This is a genomic window from Streptomyces sp. NPDC059224 (assembly GCF_042754285.1).
Classification (GTDB): Bacteria; Actinomycetota; Actinomycetes; order Streptomycetales; family Streptomycetaceae; genus Streptomyces.
In genome coordinates this window covers 223,466-243,281 of record NZ_JBHZAN010000001.1, presented here as the reverse complement: position 1 = coordinate 243,281, position 19,816 = coordinate 223,466, and the positions used below count along the sequence as shown (strand labels likewise).

Below are 19,816 nucleotides of genomic sequence, written 5' to 3'. Positions count from 1 at the left end.
CGTCGGGACCGCCCCTACATCCGGCTCAGGCTCGCCGCCGCGAACAGTACGTCCCTGATCGCCGTCCGGTCCCCCAACTGCCCCGCCGCCGCGTCCTCCGGAGGAACGTGGCCCGCGGCCAGCCTGCAGAACTCCACGTCGTCCAGCGCCACGTGCGCCACCTCGAACTCCTCCGAGCCCACCGCCCCCGGCGAGTCCAGCGGGATCAGCCACTCGCCGCCCCCGTTGCCCTCGATCTCCAGCCGCAGGCTGCGGCCGGGCCGTCCCGCGGGGACCAGGTGCGGGGTCGGTCCGGGCGTCGCCAGCCCCGCCTGCCGCCGCGCCGCCAGCGCGACGGGCAGCATCCGCGCCGCGAGGTCGATCATCCGGTGCAGAAACCTCGGGGCCGGCGGCTCGTAGGGGTAGTCCACGGCCACCGCGATGTCCTCCGCGTGCACCCAGCACTCGAAGGCGCGGTCCAGCATCGCGTCGTGCAGCGGCAGCGCGAAGTCGCCGTACGAGACCCCGAGCCGTCCGGCGCCGCCGCCGGTGAAGGAGACGGTCTGCACGAGCCGGTGGCTCTGCTCGCGCCAGGGTTTCCGCACCGCACGGGTCGGCGGGAAGTGGGAGGCCTGCCAGAAGGTCTCGGTGCGCGCCGCGGGGCCCTGACCCGTCGCCTCCCCCAGGGGGTCGGCCAGACCGAGCGCGGCCGCCACCAGGCCGTCGACGGACAGCAGGTGCGCGATGACCCCGGCGACCGTCGTACGACGGCTCGTGGGCGCCGAGCCGTCGAACCAGCGCAGCCGTACCGGGGCGTGCCACTCCGCGTCGCCGATGTCCTGGAGCAGGGCGTCCAGACGGGCCGTCTCGGCGTCGTACGGTGCCGCCCACGCGGGGATCGGGACGCGCGGCGGCCGGCGGTCCAGGCAGGCCTCCAGGACGCGGGTGCGCAGACCGGGGTCGAGGTCCAGGCTCTCCGGCTGGTGCAGCAGCCCGACCGCCTCGCGCAGCCGCCGTGCCTCGTCCGCACAGGCCCCGCAGTCGCCGAGGTGGATCTCGACGGTGAGGGCCTCCGCCGTCGAGCAGGCGGCCAACGCCCAGGCACCCAGCAGCGACTTCAGGACGTCGTGCGGCAGCTCCAGCGGCACCGGCGCCGGGTCGTCGAGTCCGGGCAGCGACCGGCCGCCGTCCTCGACGGAGGACCTGGGCAGCGGGATGCGCGGCGGGCCGCCCGGCTCGCCGCGGCCGTCCCCGGGCACGTCACCGGCTCCGTGGCCGGAGCCCGCGCCGTCGTGCGCGTCGAACGGGTCGGCGCCGGTCACACCGCACCTCCGTACCCGGGCGGTCTCCCGGCATCATGTGCGGTGGCGAGCAGTTGCAGGCCGAGGCGCAGCCGGCGGCGGGCCTCGTCCTCGGTGACGTCGAGGTCCACCGCGGTCTGGCGGTAGTCACGGCGCTGGAAGTAGGCGAGGTCCAGGGCGGCGCGCAGCGGGGTCGGCATGGAGTGCACGATGTAGTCCGCACGGGCCGCGACGGAGGCGCGCCGCACCTTGCGCTCCAGCTCCTCGGCGGCCTCCGCGCCGGTGTCGCCCGGGGTGAGCGCGGCGGTCTCGGTGGCCCTGAGGCACTGCACGGCGAGCCGGTGGGTCAGCGCGGCGACCCAGGAGCGCAGCGGACCCTGCCGGGGGTCGTAGGCGTCCGGGTGCTCCCAGACATGGGCGAAGACCTCGCGGGTTATGGAGTCGGCGGCCCGCTCGTCCCCGAGGACGCGGTGGGCCAGGCCGTGCACGAGCGAGGCGAAGCGGTCGTAGAGCTCGCCGAGGGCGGCGGCCTCGCCGCGCGCCAGCCGCTGCTGCATCGTGCGGTCCCAGCGAGGCGGTACGTCCCTCTTCACCATGCGGCCCCCTCCCCGTGCCTGCGTCCAGCCTGTCTCCACCGTCTCCTCGAATGTAGTCGGCACGTCGGACGACGCACGCCCCTTTGTGGCAATGCGCGCCCCCTGCGGTCCCGTGACTGGTAGGGACCCCTGGTCTTCCCGGTTGTTCCTCGGTGCGCTTCTCCGCACGCCCGCCGGTGCGCTTCTCCGCACGCCCGCCGGTGCGCCCCTCCGGGCGCCCGCGCGGTGTCACAGTCAGGTCCCGGGCGAACCCTCCGCTTCTGATCGAACAGGATCGTCGGTGACCGAAACAAGACCCTTGCCGATCGTCGCTCGTTTGTCATCCGGGGTTTCGGGGAACGGCCGCTGGGCAGCCGCGCGAAAAGAAGCGAAGGAACTGGCTCCGTTTCCGGGCGGTTCCGGAGATCCGGCAAGCGAAGGGCTGAGCCGTGGCTTTCAAGGTGACCGACGTCGAACTGGGTGAGTGGGCCGTGCTCGGGGTGTCGGGCGAACTGGACCTGGTGACCTCGCCGGTGCTGCGCCAGCGGGTGCACGACGCGGTCGCCGAGGGTCACCACAGCGTGGTCCTCGACCTCTCCGACGTCTTCTTCTGCGACTCCAGCGGGGTCGGCGTCCTCATCGCGGCCCGCCGCCTGATCCGCTCCTGCCAGGGCCGGCTGCGGCTGATACTGCCCGCCCAGGGCGCGAGTGACGGTTCTCACGTCAACCGGGTGCTCGGCGCCCTCGGCGTGCGACGGCTGTTCGACGTGTATCCCGACGTGGACAGCGCGGTCAGCGACGAGGAGGGCCCGCTCTCGGCGTAGCGGACCGCGCATCCACCGAGGCCGGGCGGCCGGCGGCGGTGGCGTGCCCGCCATGACCGACGATCACGGCGGTGCCACGTTGTTGTCGCAGAATTCCCCCGGTCTTGGCACAAGGGTTGTTTTCCCGCTCCCCGGCCGCCGCCCGCGTCGTACGCTCCCTGCGAGAGGAACCCCCACGTCACGTAAGGCGGCCCGAACACACATGGTCAGCACCGAGTACGAGCGACGGATCGCCGCCCGGTTCGCAACCTTCGACCAGGACGGCAACGGCTGGATCGACCGCGAGGACTTCAACTCGGCGGCCAAGGCACTGCTCGCCGAGTTCGGCCTCCCGGCCCGCTCCGACAAGGGTCAGGCCCTGTACGCCGGTGCGGAGGCCTTCTGGCAGGGCATGGCCGCCATGGCGGACCGGGACGGCGACCAGCGGATCACCCGCGAGGAGTTCGTGAGCGGCGCGGTCAAGCGGCTGCACGACAACCCCGACCGGTTCGGCGAGATCGCCCGCCCCTTCCTGCACGCGGCCCTCGCCCTCGCGGACACCGCCGACGACGGCACGGCGACGGTCCCGGACACCGTGCGCGTGCTGCGCGTCCTCGGGGTCCCCCCGGAGCTCGCCCGGGCGGTGGCGTCCGGTCTCGACATCGACGGCGACGGCAAGGTCGCGGAGACGGAGATCGTCCCGGCGTTCGCCCGCTACTTCACGATCCCGGAGTAGCGCCGCCCGGTGCCAACGGGGCCGAGAACCGCTCGCGCAGCCGGTACTTGAGCACCTTGCGCAGGGTCTCGTTGCGCGGAAGGGCGTCCACCACCTCCAGCCGTTCCGGCAGCTTGTGCACCGAGAGCCCTTCCGCGCGCAGGTACGCCACCACCTCCGCGAGCGTCAGCACGGCGCTTCCCGGCGGCTGTTCGACCACCGCGCAGACCAGTTCCCCGCGCTCCGCGTCCGGCAGGCCGACCACCGCCGCGTCGCCCACCGCCGGATGCGCGGCGAGCAGGTCCTCGATCTCCTTCGCCGAGATGTTCTCGCCCTTGCGGATGATCACGTCCTTGAGGCGGCCGGTGAGCACGAGGTGACCGCTCGCGGTCAGCCGCCCGAGGTCACCGGTCCGCAGGAACCCGTCCTCGTCGAAGGCCTCGGCGGTCTGCGCCGGATCCAGATACCCCTGGCACACCGCCTCCCCGCGCAACCGCACCTCACCACTGCCGGCGACCCGAATCTCCATCCCCTCCGGAGGCCTGCCCTCGGTCGTCGCCAGGTTCTCCGTCGTGTCGTCCGGTGCCCCCATCGTGATCATCGGCACTTCGGTCATGCCGTACCCGTGGGTCAGCTGCACCCCCATCTCGCGCACCACCGCGTGGTAGACCTCCGGGGGCTTGGGCGCCCCGCCGCCGGCCAGCAGGCGCAGCGAGGGGATCACCGGAACGTCCGGCTGCTTGCGCTGCTCCGCCAGGAACATCGAGTAGAACGCCGTCGAACCGCCCGCCACCGTCACCCCGTGCCTGCGGTACTCCGGGAGTGCGTCAGGCAGCGCGAACTGCTCGAACATGACGGCCGGGAAGCCGTACAGCAGCAGCATCACCGTGTAGTCGGGGCCCGCGATGTGCGCGTACGGGAAGGCCATCGAACCCACGTCGTCCGCCGTCAGCCGCAGGGCGTGCGCCAGGCACGAACCGCCCGCGATCAGTGAACGGTCCGTGTGGAGAACGCCCTTGGGATCCGAGGTGGTTCCCGACGTCCAGTAGATCCACCGGACGGAGGTGCCCTCGGCGGGCGGGGCGGGCAGCACCGCCGGATCGCCGTCGGGCAGCTCGTCGTACGCCTCGAAGATCCCCTTCGCGCCCAGCCGCCGGGCCAGCTCCGTGTGGTCGAAGCCGCGCCACACGCCCGGTACGGCGAAGAACTCGGCCCGCGACTCGCGCAGCGCGAAGCCGACCTCGCGGTCCCGGTAGAAGGGGATGACGGGGCTCTGTACGGCGCCCAGGCGGGCCAGCGCGAAGGACAGCACGGCCGTCTCGATGCGGGTGGGCAGCTGCCAGGCGACGACCGTGCCGGGGCGCACCCCCATGGCGTACAGCCCGGCCGCCGCGCGCTCGGCACGCGCGCGCAGGCCGCCGAAGGACAGGGTGCGCTCGCCCTGGAGGAACACCGGGCGCTCCGGGGTGAGTTCGGCGCGGCGGGCGACCAGGTCCCAGAGGGTGCGGGAGCCGCCCAGGTCACGCGCCACGGCGTTCGCTTCGTTCATGGCCGTACCCCCTGTCCGCCACATCTGACGAGTCGTCAGATCGTAGGTCCTGGCGCCTTGTCGGTCCAGGGGTGCGGGGCTAGCCTGCGAGATCTGACGAACCATCAGTCGCGTGGGGGTGTCTGCCGGTGGACCTGTCGTACACGCCCGAGGAGGAGGACTTCCGGGCCCGGCTGCGGGAGTGGCTCGCCAAGGTGCTCCCGGGCCTGCCGCCGAAGCCGCGGCCCGAGGACTGGCCGGGCCGCCGCGCCTACGACCTCGGCTGGCAGCGGACGCTGTACGACGCCGGGTACGCCGACGTGCACTGGGACGCGTCGCCCACCGTGCGGCTGATCTTCCTGGAGGAGACCGAGCGGGCCGGCGCGCCCTACGTGGGCGCCAACTTCGTGGGCCTGCTGCACGCGGGCCCCACCATCGCCGCCGAGGGTACCGAGGAGCAGCGGGCCCGCTGGCTGGCGCCGATCCTGCGCGGGGACGAGGCCTGGTGCCAGGGCTTCAGCGAACCGGGCGCCGGCTCCGACCTGGCGGCGCTGCGCACGCGCGCGTGGCGCGACGGGGACGACTACGTGGTGAGCGGCTCCAAGATCTGGACCTCGCACGCGGAGGTCGCCGACTGGTGCGAGCTGCTGGTGCGCACGGACCCAAAGGCGCCCCGGCACCGGGGCATCAGCTGGCTGGCCATGCCCATGACCGCGCCGGGCATCACCGTACGGCCGCTGCGCACGCTCGCCGGGTCGGCAGAGTTCGCCGAGGTGTTCCTCGACGAGGTGCGGGTGCCGGTGGCGAACCGGGTGGGCGCCGAGAACGACGGGTGGCGCGTCACCATGGTGACGCTCTCCTTCGAACGCGGCACCGCCTTCGTCGGCGAGGTCGTCGCCTGCCGCCGCGTGCTCGGCGACCTCGCGCGCGTGGCGCGTGCGAACGGCACCTGGGACGACCCGGTGCTGCGCCGCCGGCTCGGCCGGCTGAACGCCGAGTTCCGGGCACTGTGGCGGCTGACCCAGTGGAATGTCAGCGAGGCCGAGGACAGGGGTGTGCCCGGCGTCGGCGGCTCGGTCTTCAAACTGCGCTACTCGCACGCGCGGCAGGAGCTCTACGACGCGGCCGCCGCCGTGCTCGGCCCGGACGCCCTCGACCTGGACCGGCCATGGGTCCTCGACCGGCTCTCCGCCCTCTCGTACACCATCGCGGCCGGGACCTCCCAGATCCAGCGGAACATCGTGGCCGAGCGGATCCTCGGGCTGCCGAAGGGACGGTGAGCGGGCGTGCGCTTCCAACTGAGCGACGATCAGCGGGCGTTGCGGGACGGGATGCGAGAGCTGCTCGCACGCCGGTTCGACGGCGAGGCGCTGCGGGCGGCGGTCGGCGCACCCGGCCCCGACCGGGGCCTGTGGCGGGAGCTGGGGGCGGCCGGGTTCTTCGCGCTGCGTCTGCCGGAGGCGGACGGCGGGGTCGGACTCGGGCTGCCCGAGGCGGTGTTGGTCTTCGAGGAGGCGGGGCGGGCCCTGCTGACCGGCCCGCTGGTGGCCACCCATCTGGCCGCCGCCGACGTCCCCGGCGCGGCCACCGGGGAGGCCGTGGTGGCCCGTACGGACGGCGGCCTGGTGGAGTGGCTGGCCGAGGCCGACGCCGTACGGGGGGACGTGTCCGGCGCCGTCCCGCTGCGCTCCGTGGACCCGCTGACGCCGCTGCACCGGGTACCTGGGGCCGAGCGCGCGGCGCCCGACCCGGTCGCCGTGCTGCTCACCGCAGCCGAGCAGCTCGGCACCGCAACGCGCGCATGCGAACTCGCCGTGCAACACGCGCGGACCCGCGAACAGTTCGGGCGGCCGATCGGGGCCTTCCAGGCGGTCAAGCATCTGTGCGCCGAGATGCTGGTGCGTGCCGAGACCGCGCGTGCGGCCGTCTACGCGGCCGCGGTGACCGCCGACCCGGTGGACATCGCGGCGGCACGGCTGCTCGCCGACGAGGCCGCCGTGCGCGGTGCCGGGGACTGTCTCCAGGTGCACGGCGGGACGGGCTTCACCTGGGAGGCGGAGGTGCACCTGCACGTGAAGCGGGCGTGGGTGCGGGCCCAGCGTGGCGGGGGAGGCACGGAGAGTGAGGAGAGGCTCGCCGCCGACCTGGTCGGGTGAGTGTTCGAAACGCTGCTCATCTGCGGAATCAGGGGCACAGGTGGCCGAGTGTCGCGGATCGTGGCACGCCGCAGTCACGGAGTGTTGATACCGGGTTGTGTCCAACGCGTGACTCGTCACAGCCTGGAGTCGGGGGTCCCCTCGGGTACCTTCTGTGGGATGCGAGTGGTTCCGAGGACGAGCCATGCCGGCGGTGCCGTCGAAGCGGCCCCGCGGCTCGTGGTGCGTACCGCCGCTCGCAGGGCGGTAAGGGCTTGCGCCCCCGCCTGTTCGACTCCCCGCAGCGAGCGTCGCACAGTATGGCGTACCGGTACTCCTTCGCGTTGGAATATGCCCGAAGCGCTTGTTGGGGTGACTGTACGTCAACCATGCTGTCTCGTAAGGGAATCACGTTCCGTGACCCTTGCTCTGGCCGTTGTTCTGGCCATGCAGAAAATGGCTACGATCGTGGCCCTGGTCGTCCTTGCCGTCGCGGTCCTGGTCGTGGCGCTCGCTCGGCGCGGGTTCATGTGTCCGCCGGTTCGGATGGTGTGAGCGGTGCAGGTGCTTCAAGTGCAGCTGGAGATCCGGCCCGACCCGGCGGAGGTGGGACGGGCCAGGAGGTGGGCGCGCTCGCGCCTGGCCGGGTCCGGTATAGCGGCGGACGAGCCGCTGGCCGAGACGCTGATCCTGCTCGTCTCCGAGCTGGTCACCAACGCCGTGGTGCACACGGGTTGTCCGGCCGTGCTGCGGCTGTCGCTGCCGGGCGCGGACCGCGAGGGCGCCGAGGGCTCGGTCACCGTACGGCTGGAGGTCGCCGACAGCAGCGACCGTGCGCCGGTGCCGCGGTGCGTCGGCAGCGACGCGACCGGCGGCCGGGGTCTCGCTCTCGTCGACGGGCTCGCCGACCGCTGGGGCTGGAGCCCCGAAGGCGGCGGCAAGCGCATCTGGTGTGAGCTCGACCGGTGTTCGGAGCCCCGGCAGGGCGCGGCGGTGGCGTACGGAGGCGGCCTGGCCTCGTTCGAGGGGCTGGCGTTCGAGGCGGTGTGATCCCGGTGTGCGGTGATGCGCCGGGCGGTGCATCCGTGCGCGCCCATGACGAACCGGGGCATAGGCCCTAAAGCCGCGAACGGGTGTTGACGCCCCGTGACCATGTGCTCACCCTTGAGGTCTGCGATTCGCCGCGAGGGGACGGCGAGGGGTCTGGCGGACGCCCTCGCCGAGCGTGGGTCGAGCCGGACGGAGGCGTGCGGGACCGGGCTCGGGGCGGGCCGGTGCGCGCCGCCGTCCGGATTCCAGGGGGGACGGGGGAAGGGCGGTGTCACGCCGGCCCCGGCGTGACACCGGCCTCGGGCGGCGACGGGCGCGCGGACCGTCAGAGCACGGCGACCGGGGCGACCGGGGTGCCCGTCGCCCCGACGAACGGCTCCGGCATCGCGGACAGCAGGAACGCGTACCGGCCTGTTTCTCCACAGGCTGTGGACAACTCTTCGAGATTCCAGTTCTGGCCCTGCAGCATCCCCATCTCCACCAGGTCCAGGGCGTGCACGGGCAGCCACAGGTCCTCGATCTCGGGCGGGAAGATCTCGAACGTCAGCGTGTCGTTGGCGACGGCGGCCACGTCGCGCGCGTGGAACCACTCCGGGGTGCGCACCGAGAGGCCCGGGGACGGATAGCCGTACCCGTGCTGGTCACCGGCGAGATACACCTGCACCTGCCCGGTCCGCACCAGCACGATGTCACCGCTGCGGACCCGCGTCCCGGCCAGTTCCTGCGCCGCCTCCAGGTCCTCGGGTGTGACCGCGTGGCCCCCCGCCAGCCGGTCCACGCCCCGCGCGCGTGCCACGTCCAGCAGGACCCCGCGCGAGACGATGTGCCGCGCCTTGTCGATCCCGCCGAACTCGGCACCGCCGTGCGCGGTCACGGTGTGCGCCGGGCGGCCGTTGTACACCTTCCCCGAGTGCGAGACGTGGGTGAGCGCGTCCCAGTGGGTGCCGGCCTGCAGGCCCATGGTCACCGCGTCGTCGCTGCACGCGACCGTCCCCGGCCCGAAGAGCTCCTGGTTGATCTGCACCATGACGTGCAGCGGGTTGACCCGTCCCGGGATCATGCCGGTCTGCACGCCGTCCTGCCGCAGGGGGAGGGCGAGCGGGACGCGGCGGCCGGTCCGGACGGTCGCCGCCGCCGTCCGCACCACCTCGTCGGTGATCAGGTTCAGTGTGCCGATCTCGTCGTCGGCGCCCCAGCGGCCCCAGTTGCTGACGCGCTTGGCGATGTCGTGGAACTCGGCAGGCAGTGACATCGGTTCCTCCCCGGGGCTTGTGTCCACGTATCCGACGCGCCATAAAATCTAACGGTCCGTCAGAAATCGCGGGAAGGGGCCGGGCGTGGGGAACTTCTTGGCAGGCAAGGTCGTCGCCGTGACGGGTGCGGGACGCGGCATCGGGCGGGCCGTCGCGCTGGGGGCGGCGGCCGAGGGGGCCAAGGTCGTCGTCAACGACCACGGCGTCTCGGTCGACGGCGGATCGCCCACCAGCGAGGTCGCCGAGGCCGTCGTCAAGGAGATCGAGGCGGCGGGCGGGGACGCGGTCGCGGTCGCCGACGACATCTCCACGATGGCGGGCGGCCGGCGGGTCGTGGACACGGCGGTGTCGTCGTACGGCCGCCTCGACGGGGTCGTGTGCGTGGCCGGGATCCTGCGCGAGCGGATGCTGTTCAACATGACCGAGGAGGAGTGGGACCCGGTGGTCGCCACCCACCTCAAGGGCACGTTCACGGTGTTCCGGGCGGCCTCGGCGGTGATGCGTGCCCAGCGCGCCGGCACGCTGATCGGCTTCACCAGCGGCAACCACCAGGGCTCGGTCTCGCAGGCCAACTACAGCGCGGCCAAGGGCGGGATCATCTCACTGGTGCGCAGTGCCGCGCTGGGCCTGCACAAGTACGGGGTGACCGCGAACGCGGTGGCGCCGGTGGCCCGGACCCGGATGTCGGCGGGGGTGCCGACGGAACTCGCGGAGATCGGCGAACCGGAGGACGTGGCGGCGTTCGTGGTCTACCTGCTGTCGGACGCCGCGCGGGACGCGGACGTCACCGGGCAGGTGTACACGGTGGCCGGGCCGAAGATCGCCGTCTGGGCCCAGCCGAGGGAGCTGCGCGCCGCGTACGCGTCGGAAGGTGCCTGGACGCCGGAGCGGATCGCGCGGGTGCTGCCGGGGAGCGTGGGGACGGATCCGATGCCGTTGCTGGCGCGGCTGACGGCGATGGAGTCCGCGGCGCGGGCGGGCGAGCGGCCGAACGCGTGAGGGGAGCGGGCCGTGCGCCGACTCACCGTTGAGGGTGCGGTGGGTGCGCGGGTGCGGCGCCGCCGTGGCCGTTCGCGCAGTTCCTCCCCCAGCCTTCGGCCGGGGGTGCCCCCAGCGCCCCCCGGGGCGGTTGTCCGCGCCCGCGTTCCTTTGTACGACCGTAGCTCCGAGGCATCATCTGGAGGTCACCGTGGAGTTCGGCTTCGCGCCGGAGGACGAGGCGTTTCGCGGCGAGGTCCGCGCCTGGCTCGACGCGCACGTCGGCGCCGGCGCGGACCGGCGCGGCTGGGAGCGTGCCCTCGGGGCCGCCGGATGGATCGGGCTCGGGTGGGCGGAGGGCGGGTACGGGAACCGGACCGCCACTCTCACCCAGCAGGTCGCCTGGGCCGAGGAGTACGCCCGGTCGGCCGCGCCGCCGCGTTCCGGGCACATCGGGGAGAACCTGCTCGCCCCGACGCTCCTCGCCCACGGCAGCGCCGAGCAGAAGGCACGCTTCCTGCCCGCCGTCGCCGCCGGCGAGGAGCTGTGGTGTCAGGGGTACAGCGAGCCCGGCGCCGGGTCCGACCTCGCCGGCGTGCGGACCGCCGCCGTACGCGAGCCGGACGGCTACCGCGTCACCGGGCAGAAGATCTGGACCTCGCTCGCGCACGAGGCCGACTGGTGTTTCGTGCTCGCCCGGACCGAGCCCGGCTCCCGGCGCCACCACGGACTGAGCTTCCTGCTCGTCCCCATGGACCAGCCGGGCCGCGTAGAGGTCCGCCCCATCCGCCAGATGACCGGCACCAGCGACTTCAACGAGGTCTTCTTCGACGGGGCGCACGCGCGCGCGGAGCACGTCGTCGGCGGCGAGGGCAACGGCTGGCGGGTGGCCATGAGCCTGCTCGGCTTCGAGCGCGGGGTGTCGACCCTCGCCCAGCAGATCGGGTTCGCCGAGGAACTGGGACGGGTGGTGCGGGACGCCGTGGCCACCGGCGCGGCCGACGATCCCCTCGTACGGGCGCGGCTCGTGCGGCAGTGGGCCGAGCTGCGGGTCATGCGCTGGAACGCGCTGCGCACGCTGGGCGGTCCGGCCGCCGAACCCGGTGCGCCCAGCGTGGCCAAGCTGCTGTGGGCCGGCTGGCACCAGCGGCTCGGGGAGCTGGCCGTGCTGGTGCGGGGCGCCGGCGCGAGCGTCGGCCCGGCCGACTGGTCGGCCGCGGCGCCGTACGAACTGGACGCCGCCCAGCACCTGTTCCTCTTCTCCCGGGCCGACACCGTCTACGGCGGCTCGGACCAGGTGCAGCGCACGATCATCGCCGAGCGCGTGCTCGGTCTGCCGAGGGAACCGAAGGGGGTCGAGTCGTGATGCGCGCAGTGCTGTTCGACGGGAGACAGGTGCAGGTCGTCGACGATCTGGACGTACGGGAGCCGGGCGCCGGGGAGGTGCTGGTCTCCGTGGCGGCGGCTGGGCTGTGCCACAGCGATCTGTCCGTGGTGGACGGGACCATACCTTTCCCCGTTCCTGTGGTGCTCGGACATGAGGGTGCCGGGGTGGTGGAGGCGATCGGTGTGGGAGTCACCCATGTGGCGCCCGGCGACCATGTCGCGCTGTCCACGCTCGCCAACTGCGGTGCCTGCGCCGACTGCGACCGCGGGCGGCCCACCATGTGCCGCAAGGCCATAGGGCGGCCGCAGAAGCCGTTCACGCGCGGCGGCCGGGCCGTCTACCAGTTCGCCTCCAACTCGGCCTTCGCGGAGCGCACGGTCGTCAGGGCCGTGCAGGCGGTACGGATTCCGAAGGACATCCCGCTGACCTCGGCCGCCCTGATCGGCTGCGGCGTCCTGACCGGGGTGGGCGCCGTGCTGAACCGCGCCCGCGTCGACCGCGGCGACACCGTGCTGGTCATCGGCACCGGAGGGATCGGGCTCAACGTCATCCAGGGCGCCCGGATCGCGGGCGCGCTGCGGATCGTGGCCGTGGACGCCAACCCGGCCAAGGAGGAGGCGGCCCGGCAGTTCGGCGCGACCGACTTCCTGACCTCGACGGACGGCGTCAGGGACCTGCTGCCGACGGGGGTGGACCACGCGTTCGAGTGCGTCGGCCGCACCGAACTGGTCCGGCAGGCCGTCGACCTCCTGGACCGGCACGGCCAGGCCGTCCTCCTCGGCACCCCCGCCGCCACCGCCGAGGCGTCCTTCGTCGTCGCCTCGATGTTCCTCGACAAGTCCATCCTCGGCTGCCGTTACGGCTCCTCCCGCCCCCAGCGGGACATCGCCCTGTACGCCGAGCTGTACCGCCAGGGGCGCCTGATGCTCGACGAACTGGTCACCGCGACCTACCCGGTGGAGGACTTCGAGAAGGCCCGCGCCGACGCGGAGGCGGGGCGGGTGGCCCGGGGGGTGCTCACCTTCTAGCGCTACGCCCTAGCGGACCGCGCCGGTCCGGAAGGTCCGGCGGTAGGCGGTCGGGGTGACGCCGAGCGCCGTCTGCAGGTGCTGCCGCATCGACTGGGCCGTGCCGAAGCCGGCGTCCCGGGCCACCTGGTCCATCGAGAGCTCGGTGGACTCCAGGAGGTGCCGGGCACGTTCGACGCGCTGCTGGGTGAGCCACTGGCCGGGGCTGATGCCGGTCTCCTCGCGGAAGCGGCGCGTGAAGGTGCGTACCGACATGGCCTCCTGCTCGGCCATGTCCCGCAGCTGGATCGGCTCGTGCAGGCGGCCCAGGGCCCAGGCGCGGGCGGACGTGGTGCCGGCGACCTGCGGGTCGGGGACCGGCCGGTGGATGTACTGGGCCTGTCCGCCGTCCCGGTGCGGGGGTACGACGGTGCGGCGGGCCACCTCGTTGGCGACGGCGGTGCCGTGGTCGCGGCGGACCATGTGCAGGCACAGGTCGATCCCGGCCGCCACCCCGGCGGAGGTCAGCACGTCCCCGTCGTCGATGAACAGGACGTCCGCGTCCACCGCGACCCGCGGGAACAGCCGCTGGAGATGATCCGCCTCGGCCCAGTGCGTGGTCGCCGGGCGGCCGTCGAGGTACCCGGCGGCGGCCAGTACGTAGACACCGGTGCAGATGGAGGCGAGCCGGGTGCCGGGGCGGATACGGGCGAGGGCGGCGGCCAGTTCGGGGGTGAGGACGCCCTGCTCGAAGACCGGGCCCAGCTCGTACGACGCCGGGATGACCACCGTGTCGGCGGTGGCCAGCGCCTCCGGGCCGTTCGGCACGTGGACCGCGAAGTCGGCGTCGGTCCCGACCGGCCCCGGCGGCCGGACCGAGCAGGTCACGACCTCGTACAGGTGCCGTCCCCGGGCGTCCTTGGGCCGGCCGAAGATGCGGTGCGGGATGCCCAGTTCGAAGGGGAGCAGACCGTCCAGGGCGAGGACGACGACTCGGTGCGGGCGGAACCCGGGGTCACTGCTCATGGCCCGATCCTAGCGAATACTGTCCTCCGGGCCACTCGATGGAGTGAAGCCGGTGGCCGAAGCTTTATGGCGTGACCCAGACAAGCGAAGCCGCAGCACCCGTCGAGGACGCGAAGCCGTCCCGCTCGCCGCGCATCAACCGTGCCTGGTTCGTCGCCGCCGTCACCTTCGTCACGATCGTCGGCGCGGCCGCCTTCCGCTCCCTGCCCGGCCTGCTCATCGACCCCCTGCACCAGGAGTTCGGCTGGTCGCGCGGCACGATCGGCGCGGCCGTCTCCGTCAACCTCGCGCTGTACGGGCTCACCGCGCCGTTCGCGGCCGCCCTGATGGACCGTTTCGGCATCCGTCGGGTGGTGGCCGTGGCCCTGACCGTGATCGCGGTCGGCTCGGGGCTGACCGTGTGGATGACGGCCGCCTGGCAGCTGATGCTGTGCTGGGGCCTGCTGGTGGGCCTCGGCTCCGGCTCCATGGCCCTCGCCTTCGCCGCCACGGTCACCAACCGCTGGTTCACCACGCGGCGCGGCCTGGTCAGCGGCATCCTCACCGCCGGCTCCGCCTCCGGCCAGCTGATCTTCCTGCCGCTGCTGTCCTGGATGGTCGAGCGGTACGACTGGCGCCCGGCCGCCGTCACGGTCGCCCTCGCCGCCCTCGCGGTCGTCCCCTTCGTCTGGCTGCTGCTGCGCGACCACCCGGCCGACGTGGGCCTGAAGCCGTACGGCGCGGCGGACTTCGTACCGAAGCCGGCGCCGGTCACCGGAGCCGCCCGCCGCACGATCGGGGTGCTGCTCGCCGCCGTCCGCACCGGCCCCTTCTGGCTGCTGGCCGGCACCTTCGCGATCTGCGGCGCCTCCACCAACGGCCTGGTCCAGACCCACTTCGTGCCCGCCGCCCACGACCACGGCCTGCCGGTCACCACGGCGGCCTCGCTGCTCGCGGTCATCGGTGTCTTCGACGTCGTCGGCACGATCGCCTCCGGCTGGTTCACCGACCGCTTCGAGGCCCGCCGGCTGCTCGCCGTCTACTACGCCCTGCGCGGCATCTCGCTCCTCTTCCTGCCGATGCTGCTGGGCCCCGCCATCCATCCCCCGATGATCTTCTTCATCGTCTTCTACGGCCTCGACTGGGTGGCCACCGTCCCGCCCACGCTGGCCCTGTGCCGGGAGCACTACGGCGAGGACAGCGCCATCGTCTTCGGCTGGGTCCTCGCCTCCCACCAGATCGGCGCGGCCCTGGTCGCCTTCCTCGGCGGCGTCGCCCGCGACGTCTTCGGCACCTACGACATGGTCTGGTACGCCTCCGGAGCCCTGTGCGCCGCGGCGGCCCTGATGGCCCTCGTGATCCGGCGCCGCCCGGCGGCCCTGGCGCCCGCCCTGGGCGTGTAGGGGGAGGAGACCGCTAGCCGACCGGTCCCAGCGCCGTGAACCGCCCCCGGTGGAACAGCAGCGGTCCGTCGGGGGATTCGCCCGCGCCCAGCGCGTTCACCCGGCCCACCACGATCAGGTGGTCGCCGCCCGTGTGGACGGCGTGGATCGAGCAGTCGATCCAGGCGGCGGCGCCGGTCAGGCGGGGCGCGCCCGACACCGGGGACGGGGTGTGGGCGACACCCGCGAACTTGTCCGCGCCGCTCACCGCGAAGGCGCGGCACAGCGCGCCCTGGCCCGCGCCGAGGACGTTGACGCAGAAGACACCCGCGCGGGCGATGCGCGGCCAGGTGGCCGACGTACGGCCGACCATGAAACAGACCAGGGGCGGGTCGAGGGAGAGGGAGGAGAAGGACTGGCAGGCGAAACCGGCGGGGGCGGGTTCGCCCTCGGCGGCCGGTGCGGTGACGACGGTCACCCCGGTAGCGAAGTTCCCCAGCACGCGCCGGAACTCCGCCGGGTCGACCGGTGCCCGCTCGTCCGGGCGCACACACCGCAACTCCGGGCGCGGCAGGGCGTCCACGGGCCGCGGAGCGGGTCCCGGCGCGGGAGCCGACCTGAGGTAGCGAACGGCGGCGGCGGCCGCCCCAGCGTGTCCCATCACGGACTCATTGAAGCTGACGGGGCATCAGATGGGAAGGGCGGTGCGGGACGTCCTGCCAACGCTTCGTACCCTGCGCACATGGGGTGGGAAAAAGCGCCGGGACGGGGCGGGACACCAGAACGGGCCGGTGAGCGGCGGCCGGTCTGGTCCGGCGGCGATCTGGGCGCGGCGGTCGCGCTGGCCCTCGCCCAGCTGCCGGTGGCCGCACTGCTGACGTTCATCGACCTCTCCGGCCGTGACGACCACGGCGCGGGGAACGGCGGTGCGCTGGGCGCGGTGTTCCTGTTGTTCCTGGCGCCGTTCCTGCTGCCGCTGCTGGGCGTCGCGCAGGCGTACCTGCTGACCCTGCCGTCCGTGGTGGCGGCCCGGGTCACCGGCCGGCGCCTGGGCGGCCCTTCCTGGCCCTGGTACCTGGCGGCGCCGGTGGCGCCGGCCGCCTTCTGGAGCGTCCTCGTCGCGTCGCTCGGGTCCTGGCCGTTCACCACGACGCTCGCGGTCCTGGCCGGGCTGGGCGTGCTGCCCACACTCGGCGTCGGCTGGGTCCGGCATCGCGCCCTGCGGCCTTGGGGCGTCTGGTGGCGGGCCGCCGCCGGCTCGTTCGGGCTGGCCGTTCTCACCCTTGTCGGCGGGGTGCTGGCGTCCGAGGCGGGCCTGTTCCCGCAGTACGAGCCACCCCGGCTGACCGCCGCCCAGCTGACCGGTGTCTGGGGGGACGGAAGCGGCGCCGAGCTGCGGCTGCGTGCCGACGGCAGCGCCGAGGCCGTCGGGCTGCCCACCGAACCGGCTCCCTTCACGGACCACTTCTCCGGTGACTACGTCGTGTGCGCGGGCCCGGGCACCTGGACGCCCCGGAGGACCTGGCGCGACGGTGTGCTGCTCAAGCTGGACGGCGACTGCGGCGAGGACACCCAGTGGTCGGTCGGCGGCAGCGAGGACGCGCCCCAGCTGTTCGTGCTCTTCGGCGACCCCGACGCGGGCACCCTGCGGATCCTCGAAAGGGCCTGACGGCTCGGCGGTCGCCGTCGCCGGTCTCACCTGCCGAGGAACCGTGGGGTTCTGCGGTCCACGAAGGCATGGAGGCCCTCCTGGGCGTCCCGGGTCGTCATGTTGATCTCCTGGGCGGCGGACTCGGCCGCGAAGGCCGCCGCGCGGTCGCCGTCCAGGGACGCGTTGACCAGCTGCTTGGTGAGGGCGAGGGTGCGGGTCGGGCCGGCCGCCAGGCGGGTGGCCCAGTCCCGTGCCGTCCTGGCCAGGTCCTCGTCCGGCACGACCCGGTTGACCAGGCCGAGGCGTGCCGCCTCCGGGGCGGAGAGGGCGTCGCCGAAGAACATCAGCTCCTTGGCGCGGTGCGGGCCGACCAGACGGGGCAGGAGATAGGCGCCGCCCCCGTCGGGGACCAGGGCACGGCGGACGAAGACCTCGATGAAACGGGCGGACTCCGCGGCCAGGACCAGGTCGCAGGCGAGCGCGAGATGGGCGCCGAGGCCGGCGGCGGTGCCGTTGACCGCCGCGATCACCGGCTTCTCGCAGTCCAGGACGGCGGCGATCAGACGCTGGGCGCCCAGCCGGATGGTGCGGGCCACGTCGCCGGGGAGGCGCTCGGCCGTGGTGGCGCCGCCGCGCAGGTCGGCACCCGCGCAGAACCCGCGGCCGGTGCCCGTGACGACCACCGCCCCGGTCCCCGGGTCCGCGGAGGCCTCGTCGAGGAGCCGGATGACGTGGTCCCGCTGGTCGGGGGTGAGGGCGTTGAGCGCGTCGGGGCGGTCGAGGGTGAGGTGGGCCACCCGCCCCTGCGTCACGTACCGGACGGTGTCCATCAGCGGCACACCGCCAGCGCGTCCAGCGCCACCGCGCCCTGGCCCTCGGGCAGCACCATCAGCGGGTTGATGTCGAGTTCGGCGAGCTGGTCGCCGAGCTCCAGCGCCATCCGCTGGACCCGGAGGATCACCTCGACGAGCGCTTCCACGTCGGCCGGCGGCCGACCCCGGACCCCGTCCAGCAGGGCCCGCCCGCGCAGCTCGGCGAGCATGTCCCGGGCCTGCTCCTCACCGAACGGCGGCACCCGTACGGCGGCGTCGTGCAGGACCTCGACCAGCACCCCGCCGAGCCCGACGGTCACCGTCGGCCCGAACAGGGCGTCGTGCGTGACCCCGACGACCATCTCGACGCCCCGCTCGACCATCTGGCAGACCAGCACACCGTCGAGGGCGACGCCCTCGTAGCGGGCGATGTCGGTCAGTTCCCGGTAGGCGTCCCGGACCTGGCTGGCGGAGGTCAGCCCGACCTTCACCAGGCCCAGCTCGGTCTTGTGGGCGATCTGCGCGCCGGACGCCTTCATCACCACCGGGTAGCCGACCAGCCCCGCCGCGCGCACGGCGGCGGCCGCGCTGGTCACCAGCTGCTCACGCGGCACCCGTATGCCGTACGCGCGCAGCAGCTGCTTCGCCGCGTGCTCGCTCAGCTGCTGCCCCGGCCGCATCAGCGCGAGCGCCTTGCGGGACGAGGGCGACGGCGTGCGCGGGGCCTCGTCGAAGGGAGAGCGATAGGCGCGGACGAAGCGGTGGTGGTCGAGGTAGGCGCGGACGGCGGTGAGGCAGTTGCCGGCCGTACGGAAGGTGGCCACCCGGGAGGAGCCCAGCAGGACCTCGCGGTAGGCGGGTTCGGTGCCGACCGGCGAACCCCACACCACGCACACCAGTTTGTCGCTCGCCTCGGCCGCGTCGACCAGGTCCCGCACGAGCCGGTCGCTGAGCGGGGGGAAGGGACCGGTGATCGGGCAGATCAGCACCCCGACCTCCGGGTCGGCGAGGATCGAGTCGATGATCTTCCGGCCGCGCCAGTCGCCCACCGGGTGACCGCCGTTGTCGACCGGGTTGGCCACGCTCAGGTACTCCGGTATCCACTGGTGCAGCTCGGCCTGCCGCGCCCCGGACAGCACCGGCAGCCTCAGCCCCAGGCCGGCGGCCAGGTCGGCGACGTGGGCCCCGGTGCCGCCCGAGATCGAGTAGACGACCACCCCGTCGGCGCGCGGCGCCCGCGCCCGGGCCAGCAGGGCGGCGGTGTCCTGGAGTTCGTCCAGGCCGTCGACGCGGATCACCCCGTACTGCCGCAGCGCCGCGTCGATCACGTCGTCCGCGCCGGTCAGCTTGCCGGTGTGGGAGGCGGCGGTGCGGGCGCCGGCCTCGGTGCGGCCGACCTTCACGGCGACCACCGGCACCTTGCGGCGGGCCGCGCGGTCGGCGGCCAGCAGGAAGGCGCGGCCGTCCTTGAGGCCCTCGACGTAGCAGGCGATGGCGCCGACCTCGGGGCGTTCGGCGAAGTAGGAGATGAAGTCGGCGGTCTCCAGGTCGGCCTCGTTGCCGGTGGGTGCCCAGTGCGAGAGGCGGATGCCGAGTTCCTGGGCGGCGAAGACGGGCCGGCCCTGGTGCCCGGACTGGGTGATCAGCGCGATCGCCGGTCCGTCCAGGTCGTCCCGGAACCGCTCGAAGGCGTTCAGGTTGGTGTTCGGGCCGAGCAGCCGCAGCCCGGAGCGGCGCACGGCGGCGGCGAGCCGGACCTGGGCCGCCGCGCCCTCCTCGCCGGTCTCGGCGAACCCGGAGGCGAAGGCCACGGCGAACCGCACCTTGGCCTCGGTCAGTTCCTCGATCACCGGAAGGGGGTCGGCGACCAGGAGCACGGCGAGGTCGACCTGTTCGGGCAGGTCGGCGACGGAGGGGACGCAGGCGATGCCGAAGACCGCCTCGCGGGCCGGATGCACCGGGTGCACCCGGGCCCCGACCCGCTCCGCCCAGTCGAGGATCTGCCGGGTGATACCGGTGTTGGGCCGCCCCTCGGCGTCCGAGGCGCCGATCACGGCGACGGACTCGGGCCGGAAGAACCTGTCGAGATCCGGTACGTCCGCGTACAGCGGCCGTCCGCTGACGTCCTGCTCGTCCGTGTCGGCCGTCCGGCCGTGGACGGCGGGTCCGGGTCGCGGCTCACCGCAGGCGATGACCCGGGCCCGGCGGGAGTCGGTGGTGAGGGTGCCGTGGGTTGATCCAAGCATCGTTCCGCC

18 protein-coding genes are annotated in these 19,816 nt (G+C 73.6%); 10 read left to right on the top strand and 8 right to left on the bottom strand.

The window, feature by feature from the left end; translation table 11 throughout:
- Positions 1-14 precede the first annotated feature (14 nt).
- On the bottom strand, positions 15-1,301 hold the full coding sequence (locus ACFXI4_RS01105) for a maleylpyruvate isomerase N-terminal domain-containing protein (protein WP_384987033.1): 1,287 nt from the start codon (positions 1,299-1,301) through the stop codon (positions 15-17).
- Positions 1,298-1,876: a sigma-70 family RNA polymerase sigma factor gene (locus tag ACFXI4_RS01100; RefSeq protein WP_384987031.1), complete on the bottom strand. Its 579-nt coding sequence runs from the start codon at positions 1,874-1,876 to the stop codon at positions 1,298-1,300. Before ACFXI4_RS01100 ends, ACFXI4_RS01105 begins: the two co-directional genes overlap by 4 nt.
- Positions 1,877-2,304: 428 nt before the next feature.
- Here ACFXI4_RS01100 and ACFXI4_RS01095 point away from each other — a divergent pair, with 428 nt between their 5' ends.
- A complete protein-coding gene (locus ACFXI4_RS01095; RefSeq protein ID WP_384987029.1) occupies positions 2,305-2,679 on the top strand; it encodes an STAS domain-containing protein in 375 nt (124 codons plus the stop codon).
- A 202-nt stretch (positions 2,680-2,881) separates the two neighbouring features.
- Positions 2,882-3,394, top strand: a complete 513-nt coding sequence (locus ACFXI4_RS01090) for an EF-hand domain-containing protein (RefSeq protein WP_384987027.1) — start codon at positions 2,882-2,884, stop codon at positions 3,392-3,394.
- Here ACFXI4_RS01090 and ACFXI4_RS01085 read toward each other — a convergent pair.
- Positions 3,378-4,922 carry a class I adenylate-forming enzyme family protein gene (locus tag ACFXI4_RS01085; RefSeq protein WP_384987025.1) on the bottom strand — a complete coding sequence of 515 codons (1,545 nt, stop codon included), beginning with the start codon at positions 4,920-4,922 and terminating at the stop codon, positions 3,378-3,380. The two genes, ACFXI4_RS01090 and ACFXI4_RS01085, sit on opposite strands and share 17 nt — an antisense overlap.
- A 128-nt stretch (positions 4,923-5,050) precedes the next feature.
- Between ACFXI4_RS01085 and ACFXI4_RS01080 the strand changes: the two genes are divergently transcribed.
- The 3 genes from ACFXI4_RS01080 (at position 5,051) to ACFXI4_RS01070 (ending at position 8,086) form a co-directional block, all read left to right on the top strand.
- Complete coding sequence (locus tag ACFXI4_RS01080) at positions 5,051-6,181, top strand: acyl-CoA dehydrogenase family protein (protein WP_384987023.1); 1,131 nt, start codon at positions 5,051-5,053, stop codon at positions 6,179-6,181.
- A gap of 6 nt (positions 6,182-6,187) precedes the next feature.
- Positions 6,188-7,057, top strand: coding sequence for an acyl-CoA dehydrogenase family protein (locus ACFXI4_RS01075; protein WP_384987021.1), 870 nt, complete (start codon positions 6,188-6,190; stop codon positions 7,055-7,057).
- A 552-nt stretch (positions 7,058-7,609) separates the two neighbouring features.
- Positions 7,610-8,086, top strand: a complete 477-nt coding sequence (locus tag ACFXI4_RS01070; protein ID WP_384987411.1) for an ATP-binding protein — start codon at positions 7,610-7,612, stop codon at positions 8,084-8,086.
- A gap of 325 nt (positions 8,087-8,411) precedes the next feature.
- Here the strand turns inward: ACFXI4_RS01070 and ACFXI4_RS01065 are convergent, their stop codons facing one another.
- Positions 8,412-9,338, bottom strand: coding sequence for a cyclase family protein (locus ACFXI4_RS01065; RefSeq protein ID WP_384987019.1), 927 nt, complete (start codon positions 9,336-9,338; stop codon positions 8,412-8,414).
- 85 nt (positions 9,339-9,423) lie between these two features.
- Between ACFXI4_RS01065 and ACFXI4_RS01060 the strand changes: the two genes are divergently transcribed.
- The 3 genes from ACFXI4_RS01060 to ACFXI4_RS01050 all read left to right on the top strand — a co-directional run bounded on the left by ACFXI4_RS01060 (position 9,424) and on the right by ACFXI4_RS01050 (position 12,732).
- On the top strand, positions 9,424-10,338 hold the full coding sequence (locus ACFXI4_RS01060) for an SDR family NAD(P)-dependent oxidoreductase (protein WP_384987017.1): 915 nt from the start codon (positions 9,424-9,426) through the stop codon (positions 10,336-10,338).
- A 190-nt stretch (positions 10,339-10,528) separates the two neighbouring features.
- Positions 10,529-11,683, top strand: coding sequence for an acyl-CoA dehydrogenase family protein (locus ACFXI4_RS01055; protein ID WP_384987015.1), 1,155 nt, complete (start codon positions 10,529-10,531; stop codon positions 11,681-11,683).
- A complete protein-coding gene (locus ACFXI4_RS01050; RefSeq protein WP_384987013.1) occupies positions 11,683-12,732 on the top strand; it encodes a Zn-dependent alcohol dehydrogenase in 1,050 nt (349 codons plus the stop codon). Before ACFXI4_RS01055 ends, ACFXI4_RS01050 begins: the two co-directional genes overlap by 1 nt.
- A gap of 9 nt (positions 12,733-12,741) precedes the next feature.
- Here the strand turns inward: ACFXI4_RS01050 and ACFXI4_RS01045 are convergent, their stop codons facing one another.
- Positions 12,742-13,737, bottom strand: coding sequence for a GlxA family transcriptional regulator (locus ACFXI4_RS01045; protein WP_384987010.1), 996 nt, complete (start codon positions 13,735-13,737; stop codon positions 12,742-12,744).
- A 71-nt stretch (positions 13,738-13,808) separates the two neighbouring features.
- Here ACFXI4_RS01045 and ACFXI4_RS01040 point away from each other — a divergent pair, with 71 nt between their 5' ends.
- Positions 13,809-15,119, top strand: coding sequence for an MFS transporter (locus ACFXI4_RS01040; RefSeq protein ID WP_362725987.1), 1,311 nt, complete (start codon positions 13,809-13,811; stop codon positions 15,117-15,119).
- 13 nt (positions 15,120-15,132) lie between these two features.
- On the opposite strand, the gene ACFXI4_RS01035 is transcribed toward ACFXI4_RS01040, so the two are convergent.
- Positions 15,133-15,759: a flavin reductase family protein gene (locus ACFXI4_RS01035; protein WP_384987008.1), complete on the bottom strand. Its 627-nt coding sequence runs from the start codon at positions 15,757-15,759 to the stop codon at positions 15,133-15,135.
- An 81-nt stretch (positions 15,760-15,840) separates the two neighbouring features.
- On the opposite strand from ACFXI4_RS01035, the gene ACFXI4_RS01030 reads away from it, so the two are divergent.
- Positions 15,841-16,767: a hypothetical protein gene (locus ACFXI4_RS01030; RefSeq protein WP_384987006.1), complete on the top strand. Its 927-nt coding sequence runs from the start codon at positions 15,841-15,843 to the stop codon at positions 16,765-16,767.
- Between the two features lie 26 nt (positions 16,768-16,793).
- Here the strand turns inward: ACFXI4_RS01030 and ACFXI4_RS01025 are convergent, their stop codons facing one another.
- Complete coding sequence (locus tag ACFXI4_RS01025; RefSeq protein ID WP_384987004.1) at positions 16,794-17,579, bottom strand: enoyl-CoA hydratase/isomerase family protein; 786 nt, start codon at positions 17,577-17,579, stop codon at positions 16,794-16,796.
- Complete coding sequence (locus ACFXI4_RS01020) at positions 17,579-19,807, bottom strand: acetate--CoA ligase family protein (protein ID WP_384987002.1); 2,229 nt, start codon at positions 19,805-19,807, stop codon at positions 17,579-17,581. The genes ACFXI4_RS01025 and ACFXI4_RS01020 overlap by 1 nt, the downstream gene beginning before the upstream one ends.
- Positions 19,808-19,816 lie beyond the last annotated feature (9 nt).